The organism is Citrobacter sp. Cb004 (assembly GCF_030337065.1).
Lineage (GTDB): Bacteria > Pseudomonadota > Gammaproteobacteria > Enterobacterales > Enterobacteriaceae > Citrobacter > Citrobacter braakii.
The window spans coordinates 48,735-62,391 of record NZ_JAOWCH010000046.1 but is presented as its reverse complement, the minus strand read 5'-3'; the positions used below and the strand labels follow the sequence as shown (position 1 = coordinate 62,391).

The 13,657-nt window shown below is 52.5% G+C and carries 12 protein-coding genes; 10 read left to right on the top strand and 2 right to left on the bottom strand.

All coding sequences use genetic code 11. The features are described 5' to 3' along the window. Positions 1-89 precede the first annotated feature (89 nt). Positions 90-1,199, bottom strand: coding sequence for an AI-2E family transporter YdiK (gene ydiK, locus OGV65_RS05440; protein ID WP_016156362.1), 1,110 nt, complete (start codon positions 1,197-1,199; stop codon positions 90-92). 213 nt (positions 1,200-1,412) lie between these two features. Here ydiK and ydiJ point away from each other — a divergent pair, with 213 nt between their 5' ends. The 3 genes from ydiJ to OGV65_RS05425 all read left to right on the top strand — a co-directional run bounded on the left by ydiJ (position 1,413) and on the right by OGV65_RS05425 (position 5,142). Then, positions 1,413-4,469 (top strand): D-2-hydroxyglutarate dehydrogenase YdiJ, encoded by a 3,057-nt coding sequence (ydiJ, locus tag OGV65_RS05435; protein WP_049281888.1) that lies wholly within the window; start codon positions 1,413-1,415, stop codon positions 4,467-4,469. Then, positions 4,466-4,876, top strand: a complete 411-nt coding sequence (menI, locus tag OGV65_RS05430; RefSeq protein WP_016152900.1) for a 1,4-dihydroxy-2-naphthoyl-CoA hydrolase — start codon at positions 4,466-4,468, stop codon at positions 4,874-4,876. The genes ydiJ and menI overlap by 4 nt, the downstream gene beginning before the upstream one ends. 77 nt (positions 4,877-4,953) lie before the next feature. Next, the gene (locus OGV65_RS05425; RefSeq protein ID WP_286454698.1) at positions 4,954-5,142 is read left to right on the top strand and encodes a YdiH family protein; all 189 of its coding nucleotides are present in this window, start codon (positions 4,954-4,956) and stop codon (positions 5,140-5,142) included. A 67-nt stretch (positions 5,143-5,209) separates the two neighbouring features. On the opposite strand, the gene OGV65_RS05420 is transcribed toward OGV65_RS05425, so the two are convergent. After that, a complete protein-coding gene (locus OGV65_RS05420) occupies positions 5,210-6,061 on the bottom strand; it encodes a Vmh family MBL fold metallo-hydrolase (RefSeq protein ID WP_286454697.1) in 852 nt (283 codons plus the stop codon). Between the two features lie 122 nt (positions 6,062-6,183). Here OGV65_RS05420 and OGV65_RS05415 point away from each other — a divergent pair, with 122 nt between their 5' ends. The 7 genes from OGV65_RS05415 (at position 6,184) to sufS (ending at position 13,657) form a co-directional block, all read left to right on the top strand. Continuing rightward, positions 6,184-7,071, top strand: a complete 888-nt coding sequence (locus OGV65_RS05415; RefSeq protein WP_286454696.1) for a LysR family transcriptional regulator — start codon at positions 6,184-6,186, stop codon at positions 7,069-7,071. 376 nt (positions 7,072-7,447) lie between these two features. Continuing rightward, complete coding sequence (locus tag OGV65_RS05410) at positions 7,448-8,224, top strand: hypothetical protein (RefSeq protein WP_032947027.1); 777 nt, start codon at positions 7,448-7,450, stop codon at positions 8,222-8,224. Between the two features lie 342 nt (positions 8,225-8,566). Continuing rightward, complete coding sequence (sufA, locus tag OGV65_RS05405) at positions 8,567-8,935, top strand: Fe-S cluster assembly scaffold SufA (protein WP_016152905.1); 369 nt, start codon at positions 8,567-8,569, stop codon at positions 8,933-8,935. 8 nt (positions 8,936-8,943) lie between these two features. Beyond that, positions 8,944-10,431, top strand: coding sequence for a Fe-S cluster assembly protein SufB (gene sufB / locus OGV65_RS05400; protein WP_016152906.1), 1,488 nt, complete (start codon positions 8,944-8,946; stop codon positions 10,429-10,431). Between the two features lie 16 nt (positions 10,432-10,447). Continuing rightward, positions 10,448-11,194, top strand: a complete 747-nt coding sequence (gene sufC, locus OGV65_RS05395; protein ID WP_016152907.1) for a Fe-S cluster assembly ATPase SufC — start codon at positions 10,448-10,450, stop codon at positions 11,192-11,194. Next, positions 11,169-12,440, top strand: a complete 1,272-nt coding sequence (gene sufD / locus OGV65_RS05390; protein ID WP_047417792.1) for a Fe-S cluster assembly protein SufD — start codon at positions 11,169-11,171, stop codon at positions 12,438-12,440. The genes sufC and sufD overlap by 26 nt, the downstream gene beginning before the upstream one ends. Continuing rightward, entirely contained in the window at positions 12,437-13,657 is a 1,221-nt protein-coding gene (gene sufS / locus OGV65_RS05385; RefSeq protein ID WP_200079902.1) for a cysteine desulfurase SufS, read from the top strand. The genes sufD and sufS overlap by 4 nt, the downstream gene beginning before the upstream one ends.

The following is a 13,657-nucleotide window of genomic DNA, read 5'->3' as shown; positions in this document are numbered from 1 at the left end:
AGAAGGATAACGTTGGGTCTTATTCAGTAAGTGGGCGGAATTGATTAGCAATGTTAAACAATCAGGCGGCGGTGCCGCCTGACGTGGGATTACTTATTGCGTTCGATTTCAGCAATTTCTTCGAGGATTTCGTCGGGATCGCTACCTGGCGCAGGGGCTTCGTTTACCCAGGCGGAGAACAGACGCCAGGACACGGCCAGTACCACCGGGCCGATAAACAGACCAATCATGCCGAAGGCAATCAGTCCGCCGATGACCCCTGAGAGAATCAGGATCAGCGGCAAATCGGCCCCCATGCGAATCAGCATCGGGCGAATAACGTTATCCAGCGTTCCGACCACGCCGCTCCACACCAGCAGCACCGTGCCCCAGGTTGAATCGCCCGTCCAGTACAGCCAGATAATGGCCGGGACCAGCACCGGCAATGGCCCCAGTTGCACCAGACAAGACAGGATCATCAATACCGCCAGCAGCGTGGCGTACGGCACGCCGGTTACCGCCAGACCAATGCCACCGAGCACTGCCTGCACCAGCGCGGTGACCACAACGCCTAATGCGACGGCGCGAATGGCTTGTGCTGCCAGCAGAATGGCGGCATCGCCACGTTTGGATGCCAGGCGACAAGCGAAGTGGCGAATACCTAACGCCACCTGTTCACCGCGCCAGTACAGCAGGGCGCTGAACAGCAGCATCAGACCACAGTGCATCATAAAGCGGCCAAGATGTGCAGCCTGGCCAACAAACCAGGTCGTCGTCGTGCCGATATAAGGACGAACCTTGGCCATGATGGCCGCGCCGCCCATATCCAGCAGACTGTGCCACGCGGCATACAATTTTGCGCCGACCAACGGAATACTGTTCAGCCACGCCAGATCCGGCAGGGTCATATCGCCTGCGGTTACGGCATGGATCAATGGCCCGCTGCCATCAACAATGCTATTGACCAGTAGCGCGATAGGAATGATGAACAACAGCACCAGCAGCAGGGTCATCACCAGCACGGCCAGCGAGCGACGGCCCCAGAGCAATTTTTGTAAGCGTAGCAGGATCGGCCAGGTCGCAATGACCACCGTCCCCGCCCATGCAAAACCGAGGATAAAGGGCTGAACAATCCAAAGACAGGCCACAATCATGACGGCTAAAAACAGCGCCGATAGCAGCACTTGTGCAATATCCTTGGGCTGGCGGAAATTTACCATAAATACTTTTCACCTTTGTCTTTGCGCCAGAACGTTGACGCGACGTGAACACTTAAATGACACCCTGTAATGATGAGCAATTTCAGCGGTTTTTAACAGGCGGATTCTGCCTGTAAATCTGCTGAGCGTATTAGAAAAAAATGTGATACAACAAACAAAGCAACACGCAAACGATTAAATTCACAACACAGACCGCAGGAAAGGGTCACTATAATGATTCCACAAATTTCTCAGGCGCCAGGTGTCGTTCAACTGGTGCTCAATTTTTTGCAGGCACTGGAGCAGCAAGGATTTACGGGCGATACGGCAACGAGCTATGCCGATCGTCTGACAATGTCGACGGATAACAGTATTTATCAGCTGCTTCCTGATGCTGTCGTATTCCCTCGTTCAACCGCAGATGTGGCGCTCATTGCTCGTCTGGCGGCGGAACCTCTTTTCTCTTCGTTGATTTTTACCCCACGCGGCGGCGGCACCGGGACCAACGGTCAGGCGCTGAATCAGGGCATTATTGTTGATATGTCCCGCTATATGAGCCGCATCATTGAAATCAATGCGCAGGAAGGTTGGGTGCGGGTCGAAGCCGGGGTGATAAAAGACCAGCTCAACCAGTTTCTGAAGCCTTACGGCTATTTCTTTGCCCCCGAGTTATCCACCAGTAACCGGGCAACGCTGGGTGGGATGATCAATACCGACGCATCCGGACAAGGCTCGTTGGTTTACGGTAAAACCTCCGATCACGTGCTGGGTATCCGTGCGGTGCTGATGGGCGGCGATATTCTTGATACCCAGCCAATGCCGGTCGAACTTGCCCAAACGCTGGGTAATAGCAACACCACTATTGGCCGCATTTACAAGACGGTTTATGAGCGTTGCCGCGACAACCGACAGCTGATCATTGATAAATTCCCGAAACTTAATCGCTTCCTGACCGGTTACGATCTGCGGCACGTCTTTAACGATGAGATGACCGAATTTGATTTAACCCGCATTCTTACTGGCTCTGAAGGTACGCTGGCGTTTATCACCGAAGCCCGTCTCGATATCACGCCGCTACCCAAAGTCAGACAACTGGTTAACGTTAAGTACGACTCTTTCGACTCGGCATTGCGTAATGCCCCGGTGATGGTGGAAGCGCGCGCGCTGTCGGTAGAAACCGTCGACTCCAAAGTGCTTAACCTGGCACGGGAAGATATTGTCTGGCACTCGGTAAGTGAATTGATTACCGATGTGGCGGATAAAGAGATGCTGGGTCTGAATATTGTGGAGTTTGCCGGTGACGATGAAGCATTGATTGATTCGCAAGTCAGCGCACTGTGCGAACGGCTGGATGGCTTAATTGCGCGTCAGGAAGCGGGCGTTATAGGCTGGCAGCTATGTACCGAGCTGGCAGGCGTCGAACGCATTTACGCGATGCGTAAAAAAGCCGTCGGTCTGCTGGGGAATGCAAAAGGGGCCGCGAAGCCGATTCCGTTTGCTGAAGATACCTGCGTTCCGCCGGAACATCTGGCTGACTATATTGCCGAGTTCCGTGCGCTGCTCGATAGCCACGGCCTGAGTTACGGCATGTTTGGTCACGTGGATGCAGGCGTGCTGCACGTCAGACCGGCGCTGGATATGTGCGACCCGCAGCAGGAAGTGCTGATGAAACGCATTTCTGACGATGTTGTCGCGCTGACGGCAAAATATGGCGGTCTGCTGTGGGGCGAGCACGGGAAAGGTTTTCGTGCAGAATATAGCCCGGCGTTCTTCGGTGAGGAACTGTATCGTGAACTGCGTAAAGTGAAATCGGTGTTTGATCCGCAAAACCGGCTCAATCCTGGCAAAATCTGTCCACCGGAAGATGTTGATGCGCCGATGATGAAAGTGGACGCGGTGAAGCGCGGAACGTATGACCGTCAGATCCCGCTGGCCGTCCGCCAGGAGTGGCGTGGGGCGATGGAGTGTAACGGCAACGGGTTATGCTTTAACTTTGATGCGAAAAGCCCGATGTGTCCGTCGATGAAAATCAGCCTCAACCGCATCCATTCACCGAAAGGGCGAGCTACACTGGTGCGTGAATGGCTGCGTCTGTTGGCAGATCGCGGGATTGACCCGCTACAGCTGGAAAAAGAGCTACCGGAAAAACGTGCCAGTTTACGTACGCTGATTGCCCGTACCCGCAATAGCTGGCATGCGCGCAAAGGCGAATACGATTTCTCGCACGAAGTGAAAGAGGCAATGTCGGGTTGTCTGGCGTGTAAAGCCTGTTCCACACAGTGCCCGATTAAAATCGATGTGCCGGAGTTCCGCTCACGCTTCCTGCAGTTGTATCACACGCGTTATCTGCGGCCGTTGCGCGATCACATGGTGGCGACCGTTGAGAGTTATGCGCCGTTAATGGCGCGGGCGCCCAACGCGTTTAACTTCTTCATCAACCAGCCGCTGGTGCGTAATCTGGCTAAAAAGCACATCGGCATGGTCGACTTACCGCTGCTGTCTGCGCCGTCGCTTCAACGTCAGTTGGTTGGCCATCGTTCCGCCAATATGACGCTGGAACAGCTCGAATTACTCAGCCTTGAGCAAAAAGCCCGTACGGTGCTGGTGGTGCAGGATCCGTTCACCAGCTATTACGATGCACAGGTGGTGGCTGATTTTATACGTCTGGTTGAAAAGCTGGGTTTGCAGCCGGTACTGCTGCCGTTCTCGCCAAACGGCAAGGCCCAGCATATTAAGGGCTTTTTAAACCGTTTTGCTAAAACCGCAAAGAAAACATCTGAGTTTCTCAATCGGGTGGCGAAGCTGAATATTCCGATGGTGGGTGTCGATCCGGCGCTGGTGCTTTGCTATCGCGATGAATACAAACTGGCGCTCGGGGAACAGCGGGGCGATTTCCATGTGTTACTCGCCAACGAATGGTTATCGACAGTTGTGGAGTCACAGCCGCCAGTCGCTGTGGGCGGTGAACCGTGGTACTTCTTTGGACACTGTACCGAAGTGACGGCCCTGCCGGGCGCGCCTGCTCAGTGGGCGGCTATTTTTGCCCGCTTTGGTGCAAAGCTGGAGAACATCAGCGTAGGGTGCTGTGGCATGGCGGGCACCTATGGCCACGAAGTGAAGAATCATCAGAACTCACTGGGGATCTATGAGCTATCATGGCACCAGGCAATGCAACGATTGCCGCGTAACCGTTGTCTGGCTACCGGATACTCCTGTCGCAGTCAGGTTAAACGCGTTGAAGGCACGGGCGTTCGCCATCCATTACAGGCACTGCTGGAGATTATAGGATGATCTGGAAACGTGAAGTCACACTCGAAGCGCTCAACGCCATGGGGGAAGGAAATATGGTTGGGCTGCTTGATATTCGTTTTGTGCACATTGGCGATGACACGCTGGAAGCCACAATGCCGGTAGACCACCGTACTAAACAACCTTTTGGTTTGCTGCACGGCGGCGCGTCCGTAGTGCTGGCTGAGAGCATTGGTTCGGTGGCTGGCTACCTGTGTACTCAGGGTGAGCAGAAAGTGGTGGGCCTGGAGGTTAACGCCAACCATATTCGCTCGGCGCGGGAAGGGCGCGTCAGAGGGGTATGTCGCGCGGTGCATACCGGCTCTCGTCATCAGGTATGGCAAATCGAAATCTTCGATGAGCAGGGACGATTGTGCTGCACGTCGCGTCTGACGACAGCAATTTTGTGATGCATATTGCTTTTGGTCATTATCTGCACAGGGAATGGTGTTATACTGTGCAGGTTTTGAACACAAGCGAGGATGATATGTCTACCCAATTAGACTCGGCCCAACTGGCAATAGAGTTTTTACGTCGTGATAAAACCGATCTTTCACCAGCTCAGTACCTGAAAAGACTGAAGCAGTTAGAGCTGGAGTTCGCGGATTTATTGACGCTTTCTTCGACTGAACTAAAAGAAGAGATCTATTTTGCCTGGCGCATGGGCGTTCATTGATTCCGGTATGCTTATCGTAATGAAACCCCGACACGCGTTCGGGGTTATTTTTTGCGTTAAATCTCAATCACCACTTCATCTCACCAGTATTAACCTTTGCACTTAGCTCCAGAGAACTTGCGTCTGCAAGACCTGGCCATGCCGCGGTGATGGTTTTAATCACATAATCCGAACCTTTCTTCGCCCCTAACGCCTGCTCAAACGATTGCAGATAGTCCTGTGTGAAGCGAATCGCTTTATCGCCCGCAGGGCGTTCGCCGATGTAATGCCCCGGGACCACCTGGGTGGGTTGTAACTTCTGCATTTCGCTCAGTACGCTACGCCACGTGCTACGCTGTTCTGCAGATTGCGTATCCGCTGTCCAGACGTGTATACCAGACGCCACGCCGGTACCGCCAATAATGGCACGGTTCGCCGGGATCCAGACGTAGGCTGCATAATCATTAGGGTGGCGCAGTTCCAGCGTTTCACCATCAACCGTGAAATGCGTTTGCGTTGTCGCTTGCGGAACGGTGAGTGATGTTGGTGCGCCGTCCTTCATTTGCGGACCCCAGAATTGCAGTTTGGCCTCTTTGGTGGCACGGATATGGTCTACTACGTGCGGTGTTGCCAGGACTTTTACCTGTGGGAAGGCTTTGACGATAGGCTGCAGTCCGAAATAGAAATCCGGATCGCCGGAGGTGATCACGATGGCCTTCAGCGTTTTACCGCTGGCGCGAATCATCTGCACCAGCTGTTCACCATCTTTAGTACTGAACTGTGCGTCAAACAATATTGCTTCTTTCGGTCCTGAAACCAGCGTTGAAGAGACCGGGAAAATAGCCTTGTCCTGTGGATTGTAGACGTCCAGCTGTAGCGTCGCGGCAAAGGCTGAAGAGGCGAACAGAGGTAACAGCAGGGCCAGCGTTTTAACTTTCATGCCAGGTATCCTTGTGCAGGAAATTGTCTTTTGATAGTTCCTGTATTTTAAGGAAATTCGGATCTGTTAGAATTCCCTTATTAGGACATGCTGAGTTTCATAAAACGATCGGATGGGATGCAATGGACAGAGTGATGGCGGCAACGGTATTCAACCATATCTGTGATTTGGGCAGTCTGAGCGCCGCCGCGCGTGCGCTGGGGCTTTCCCGTCCGATGGTCAGTCGTTACCTCGACGAGATGGAGAAATGGGCGGGTGCAAGGCTTATCCATCGCTCGTCGCGCCGTCTGACGATCACGCCAGCGGGTGAAGAGGCATTAGTGAAAACGCGTTCTCTGGCGCAGCTTTCGCTGGATATTGGTGCCGCCAGCGCCGCGCAAACTCCCTCTGGCACGCTACGCGTGGCCTGTGCGCATTTTACAGCTATGCATATTTTAGCGCCGGTACTGCCCACGTTTCTGACGAAGTATCCGCAACTGCGTATCGAGGTGGAGATCAATAATCAACCGGTAAGCCTCGTGGGAGAACGCATTGATGTGGCGATCCGTATAACGGAAAACCCTGAACCTGGAACTATCGCGCGTCGCCTTGGCGACTGTAAATCGGTACTGTGCGCGTCTGTAGAGTACCTGCATCAGCATGGCACCCCTGAGACTATCGACGACCTTACGCGGCATAATTGTCTGTACTACAGCGGGTTTGCCGGAAAATCCTGGCACTTTCTGGATGCCCAGGGGCGGGCTGCCGCTGTTGCGATTAAAGGCAATTTGAGCGCCGGGATCTCTTCGTTGCTTTGTGAGTCGGCGTTGGCGGGAACGGGCATTGCGCTGGTGCCGGAACTGGAGGCGCGGGAAGGGCTGGCACAGGGAAAGCTGGTTAGACTCTTGCCCGAGCTTCAACCAAAAAGCCTGCCAATTTATGGTTTATATCTTTCGCGGGAGCATCAGCCTGCAGGACTGCGCCTGTTGCTGGACGCGCTCAGTGAAAAACAGAGCCTAATAATTGATTGAATACGCTTATAAAATAGTCAAATCGCAATTTGTGTTAAACAAAACATATCCGGAAGTGAGATTATTCTTATCGCCCCTTCAAGAGCTAAGCCATCGTGAGTGCCGGAGATAAGCGCCGGATGGGGCCGGAACCCTTAAGCCTGCCAGCAAGCAGCCTTAAGGGTTTTTTGTTGTCTTCACGTAGTGCCCGAACGGGATTGTACCTACTTGCCGTGAGTCTGCAGACCGGTGTTGTCAAAAAATAGCCGTGGTGACATTTAAGTTTAAAGAATCATAACCGCTTTATATCGCGCAGAGAATGCAGAACAGACCCTTTGGTAAATCATTACTGTGTGTGCTGTTCTGGTCACCGTGAAACGTTAACCGGGTTTAAATAATGGTAGAGAATCTTGTTTTCAATTATAAAAATCAGACACCGATTCACTATCGATTCAAACCGGCCTCCAGAGATTGTCGGCATTTGTTGATTGTCATGTCTGGGTTTAATATCCCGGATGCTACCATCTATGACTTTGTCATGCTTGACCATTGCCATTCTGCAATTCTATGGATTAAAGATGATTTTGGCGGTCTGCCAGCTTATTACTTGTGTAATAAAATGAATTTCGATATTGAGCAGGGGGTTAGTCTACTCATGCAGGGGGTGATTGATTTTGTAAAACCCACTAACACGACTATTCTTGGTGCTTCCAAAGGCGGGTCGATGTCGATGTATTACGGCATTAAGCACAACATTCGGAACATCATTACAGCAGTCCCCCAGTTTTACATCGGTAGCTATGTTGCAAAAGGATATTGGACGCACGTCGGACAAGAGATGATGGGCACCATCTCGCCAGCGAATATTAATAAGCTGGATAATATGCTGCAGGATGTTATCTACAGAGATAAACATAAAACTGCGAATATCTATCTTTTCACCTCACCAAATGATAAACAGTTTCCTGTTGAGATTGCGCCAAATTTAGCACTGTTGCAGGAATATAATCATTTCAATCTTGTGGAAACCAGTTCATCCTTTGCAACCGAACATAATCAAATAACACGATATAACTTAAATGTTATTTTATCCATCATCTATCAGCTTGAAAATAATATAACCCCTGCCTACGGGCGAGTGAAAAATGGCAATGGGTGGTTAGCCAGCCGTTAACTTTTGTCCGTTCACCGCTCTGCGAATCTCATCTCTGATAACTCCCTGGTTAGGTATAGCCTGACAGAGGAAGTTACCCCTTCTATCACAGAAATAGTCATTTTCTATACATCTTTTGATTATCGACCTGTCTCGCCGATTGAAATTACTTAATCCATTATTAATCAATGCATTGAACAAAAAAATCCATCCCTGTTAACCCACGCAGCAGGGTCTATGCTTAGTAAAAGGGGTCAAAAAGGGCGATTAACCCGAATGCCCCTGCTGTTGAGGGGTTGAAGTGATAATCATTATCACTAACATGTTGTTATAGCTTGAAAGCTAGTGACTCGAGGTAACCCTATGGAATTGCATTCAGGAACATTTAACCCGGACGATTTTGCCTGGCGTGGTCTGACGTTAACGCCAGCGGCTGCGGCGCACATCCGCGAGCTGGTGGCAAAGCAACCCGACATGTTAGGCGTGCGTTTAGGCGTGAAGCAAACGGGATGCGCGGGATTTGGCTACGTGCTGGACACCGTTCGCCAGGCGGAAAAAGACGATCTGCTGTTTGAAACGGAGGGGGCCAGACTTTATGTACCGTTACAGGCGATGCCGTTTATCGACGGCACAGAAGTCGATTTCGTGCGCGAAGGATTAAATCAGCTATTTAAATTTCATAACCCGAAAGCCCAGAACGAATGCGGCTGTGGCGAAAGTTTTGGGGTATAGGCGGTACTATGTCTCGTAATACTGAAGCAACTGACGATGTCAACACCTGGGCTGGCGGGCACCTTAATTACAAAGAGGGCTTCTTCACCCATCTACAAACCGATGAGCTGGCGAAAGGGATTAACGAAGATGTCGTGCGCGCGATTTCGGCAAAACGTAATGAACCCGACTGGATGCTGGAATTTCGCCTGAATGCCTTTAAAGCGTGGCTAACCATGGAAGAGCCGCACTGGCTAAAAGCGCATTACGATAAGCTGAACTATCAGGAGTACAGTTATTACTCCGCGCCGTCCTGCGGTAATTGCGATGAAACCTGCGCGTCTGAGCCGGGCGCGGTGCAGCAAACGGGGGCGAATGCGTTTTTAAGTAAAGAAGTTGAGGACGCATTTGAGCAGCTTGGCGTGCCGGTCCGCGAAGGCAAAGAGGTGGCGGTTGATGCCATTTTTGACTCGGTGTCGGTGGCGACAACTTATCGCGATAAACTGGCGGAACAGGGCATTATTTTCTGTTCGTTTGGTGAGGCGATTCACGATCACCCTGAGCTGGTAAAACAATATCTGGGTACGGTTGTCCCGGGTAATGACAATTTCTTTGCGGCGCTAAATGCGGCGGTGGCCTCCGACGGCACGTTTATTTATGTCCCGAAAGGTGTGCGTTGCCCAATGGAACTGTCGACCTATTTCCGTATAAATGCGGAAAAAACCGGTCAGTTTGAACGCACCATTCTGGTTGCGGATGAGGGCAGTTACGTCAGCTATATCGAAGGCTGTTCAGCCCCGGTACGCGATAGCTACCAACTGCATGCCGCGGTGGTGGAAGTCATTATCCACAAAGATGCCGAAGTGAAATACTCGACGGTACAAAACTGGTTCCCTGGTGATGGTAACACCGGCGGCATTTTGAACTTCGTCACCAAGCGCGCTCTGTGCGAAGGCGAAAACAGCAAAATGTCGTGGACGCAGTCGGAAACCGGCTCGGCCATTACCTGGAAATACCCAAGCTGTATTCTGCGCGGCGACAACTCTATCGGCGAATTCTACTCCGTCGCGTTGACCAGTGGTTATCAGCAGGCCGATACCGGCACCAAGATGATCCACATCGGCAAGAACACCAAATCGACCATTATCTCGAAAGGGATCTCCGCGGGACACAGTCAAAACAGTTATCGCGGCTTAGTGAAGATCATGCCGACCGCAACCAACGCCCGCAACTATACCCAATGCGACTCGATGCTGATTGGCGCGGATTGTGGAGCGCACACCTTCCCGTATGTGGAGTGTCGTAACAATAGCGCCCAGCTTGAGCATGAAGCCACGACCTCGCGCATTGGTGAAGACCAGTTGTTTTACTGTTTGCAGCGCGGCATCAGCGAAGAGGATGCCATTTCGATGATCGTTAATGGTTTCTGTAAAGACGTGTTCTCTGAACTGCCGCTGGAATTTGCCGTTGAAGCGCAAAAACTTCTCGCCATAAGTCTTGAACACAGCGTCGGTTAAAATTTAAGGAAAGCACATGTTAAGCATTAAAAATTTACAGGTCAGTGTGGAAGATAAGGCGATCCTGCGTGGGCTGAGCCTGGATATTGGCCCCGGAGAGGTACACGCCATTATGGGGCCGAACGGTTCCGGGAAAAGTACGCTTTCCGCAACGCTCGCCGGGCGCGATGACTACGAAGTCACCGGCGGGACGGTAGAATTCAACGGTAAGGATTTACTGGAACTGTCACCCGAAGACCGGGCCGGTGAAGGGATCTTTATGGCATTTCAGTATCCGGTAGAAATCCCCGGCGTCAGTAATCAGTTTTTCCTGCAAACGGCACTGAATGCGGTGCGCAGCTACCGTGGTGAAGAGTCGCTGGACAGGTTTGACTTCCAGGATCTGATGGAAGAGAAAATCGCGTTATTGAAGATGCCGGAAGATTTGTTAACGCGTTCGGTCAACGTTGGTTTCTCCGGTGGCGAGAAAAAGCGTAATGACATTTTGCAAATGGCGGTGCTGGAACCTCAGCTGTGCATTCTTGATGAGTCGGACTCCGGGCTGGATATCGACGCGCTGAAAGTCGTTGCGGATGGCGTGAACTCGCTGCGCGACGGGCAACGTTCATTCATTATCGTCACCCACTATCAGCGCATCCTGGATTACATCAAACCCGATTATGTGCACGTTCTCTACCAGGGGCGAATTGTGAAATCCGGCGATTTCACGCTGGTCAAACAACTGGAGGAGCAAGGTTATGGCTGGCTTAGCGAACAGCAGTAACGTGCTGCAACAGTGGCATCATCTGTTTGAAACGCAAGGGGAGACGCGCTCGCACCACGCCCAACAGCACCTGCAGCAGATGCTGCGTCTGGGACTGCCAACGCGTAAGCATGAGGACTGGAAATACACGCCGCTGGAAGGATTAACCAACAGCCAGTTTGTCAGTCATGTCACTGAGATAACGTCCGCCCAGTGTGAAGCGTTAGCGCCGGCTATTGATGCTGTCCGCCTGGTGTTTGTTGACGGGCAATTCTGTCCAACGCTCAGCGACAGCGCAGAAGGTAGCGGGTTTAACATTACCGTTGATGATGTGCGCCAGTCGCTACCGGCGGCTATCCAACCGGAAGTCTTTCTGCACCTGACCGAAAGCCTCTCCCGCAGCGTAACGCACATTCAGGTGAAGCGTAACCAGCGACCGGCAAAACCATTGCTGCTGCTGCACATTACCCAGGGGCTGGCGGGTGATGAGGTGAACACGGCGCACTATCGCCACCATCTGGATCTGGCAGAAGGCGCAGAAGCCACCGTCATTGAACACTATGTCAGCCTCAGCGAATATCGCCATTTTACCGGTGCACGATTAACGATGAACGTCGCGGCAAACGCACACTTGCGCCACATCAAACTGGCGTTTGAGAATCCGCTCAGCCACCACTTCGCGCATAATGATATTCAGTTGGGCGCTGATGCCACGGCCGCCAGCCACAGCTTTTTACTCGGTGATGCGGTGTTGCGCCATAACACCAGCACCCAGCTTAACGGCGAAAACACCACGCTTCGGCTTAACAGCCTGGCGATGCCGGTGAAAAATGAAGTCTGCGATACCCGCACCTGGCTTGCGCACAACAAGGGATATTGCAACAGTCGACAACTGCATAAAACGATTGTCAGCGATAAGGGGCGCGCGGTATTCAATGGCCTGATCAACGTCGCTCAGCACGCCATTAAAACCGACGGTCAGATGACCAACAATAATTTGCTGCTCGGAAAACTGGCGGAAGTGGATACCAAGCCGCAGCTTGAAATTTACGCCGACGACGTGAAATGCAGCCACGGGGCGACGGTAGGGCGGATCGACGACGAGCAGATGTTCTATCTGCGTTCGCGCGGGATCGGCCAGCAGGATGCCCAACAAATGATTCTCTATGCGTTTGCCGCTGAGCTGACGGAAGCCCTGGGCGAGGAAACGCTGAAACAACAGGTCCTGGCACGGATCGCCCAACGCTTGCCGGGAGGCGTAGCATGACATTTCCCATTGAAAAAGTGCGGGCTGATTTTCCGGTCCTGACGCGTGAAGTGAACGGTTTACCGTTGGCGTATCTGGATAGCGCCGCCAGCGCGCAAAAGCCCAACCAGGTGATTGATGCCGAAGCCGAGTTTTACCGTCATGGCTATGCCGCGGTCCACCGCGGGATCCATACGCTGAGCGCGCAGGCCACGGAAAAAATGGAGAATGTGCGCAAGCTCGCCTCGCTGTTTATCAACGCCCGTTCAGCTGAAGAACTGGTGTTTGTTCGCGGCACAACGGAAGGTATCAACCTGGTGGCTAACAGCTGGGGCGGCAGCAATGTGCGGGCGGGCGATAACATTATCATCAGCGAAATGGAGCACCACGCCAATATTGTGCCCTGGCAGATGTTGTGCGCCCGCGTAGGTGCAGAACTGCGCGTTATTCCGCTCAATAAAGAGGGGACGTTGCAACTGGAAACGCTGCCGACGCTGTTTGACGATCGCACGAAACTGCTGGCGATTACCCATGTGTCTAACGTGCTGGGCACGGAAAACCCATTGGTTGAGATGATTGAGCTGGCGCATCAATACGGTGCGAAAGTGCTGGTGGATGGCGCACAGGCAGTTATGCATCATCAGGTGGATGTGCAGGCGCTGGATTGCGACTTCTATGTTTTCTCTGGGCACAAGCTCTACGGGCCAACCGGTATTGGTGTTCTGTATGCCAGAGAGTCGTTGCTGCAGGAGATGCCGCCGTGGGAAGGCGGTGGGTCGATGATTGCGACCGTGAGCCTGAGCCAGGGGACGACGTGGGCCAAAGCCCCCTGGCGGTTTGAAGCCGGAACGCCAAACACCGGGGGAATTATTGGACTCGGCGCGGCTATTGAATATGTTTCCGCGCTGGGGCTTACTGAAATCAGCGAATATGAACAATTCCTGATGCGCTATGCGCTGGAACAGTTGTCGGATGTGCCGGATTTAACGCTCTACGGGCCGGATAATCGTCTGGGGGTGATTGCGTTTAACCTCGGCAAACATCACGCCTATGACGTCGGGAGTTTTCTTGATAACTATGGCATCGCCGTGCGGACAGGGCATCACTGCGCCATGCCGCTGATGGCCTACTATAACGTTCCTGCGATGTGCCGGGCGTCGATTGCCATGTACAACACCCACGAAGAAGTGGATCGCCTGGTAACGGGCCTCAAGCGTATTCATCACTTACTGGGATAA

Coding starts and splice junctions, on each gene's coding strand:
- ydiJ (WP_049281888.1), top strand. CDS start 1,413: ATGATTCCACAAATTTCTCAGGCGCCAGGTGTCGTTCAACTGGTGCTC.
- OGV65_RS05425 (WP_286454698.1), top strand. CDS start 4,954: ATGTCTACCCAATTAGACTCGGCCCAACTGGCAATAGAGTTTTTACGT.
- OGV65_RS05420 (WP_286454697.1), bottom strand. CDS start 6,061: ATGAAAGTTAAAACGCTGGCCCTGCTGTTACCTCTGTTCGCCTCTTCA.
- sufS (WP_200079902.1), top strand. CDS start 12,437: ATGACATTTCCCATTGAAAAAGTGCGGGCTGATTTTCCGGTCCTGACG.
- menI (WP_016152900.1), top strand. CDS start 4,466: ATGATCTGGAAACGTGAAGTCACACTCGAAGCGCTCAACGCCATGGGG.
- sufC (WP_016152907.1), top strand. CDS start 10,448: ATGTTAAGCATTAAAAATTTACAGGTCAGTGTGGAAGATAAGGCGATC.
- OGV65_RS05415 (WP_286454696.1), top strand. CDS start 6,184: ATGGACAGAGTGATGGCGGCAACGGTATTCAACCATATCTGTGATTTG.
- sufB (WP_016152906.1), top strand. CDS start 8,944: ATGTCTCGTAATACTGAAGCAACTGACGATGTCAACACCTGGGCTGGC.
- OGV65_RS05410 (WP_032947027.1), top strand. CDS start 7,448: ATGGTAGAGAATCTTGTTTTCAATTATAAAAATCAGACACCGATTCAC.
- ydiK (WP_016156362.1), bottom strand. CDS start 1,199: ATGGTAAATTTCCGCCAGCCCAAGGATATTGCACAAGTGCTGCTATCG.
- sufA (WP_016152905.1), top strand. CDS start 8,567: ATGGAATTGCATTCAGGAACATTTAACCCGGACGATTTTGCCTGGCGT.
- sufD (WP_047417792.1), top strand. CDS start 11,169: ATGGCTGGCTTAGCGAACAGCAGTAACGTGCTGCAACAGTGGCATCAT.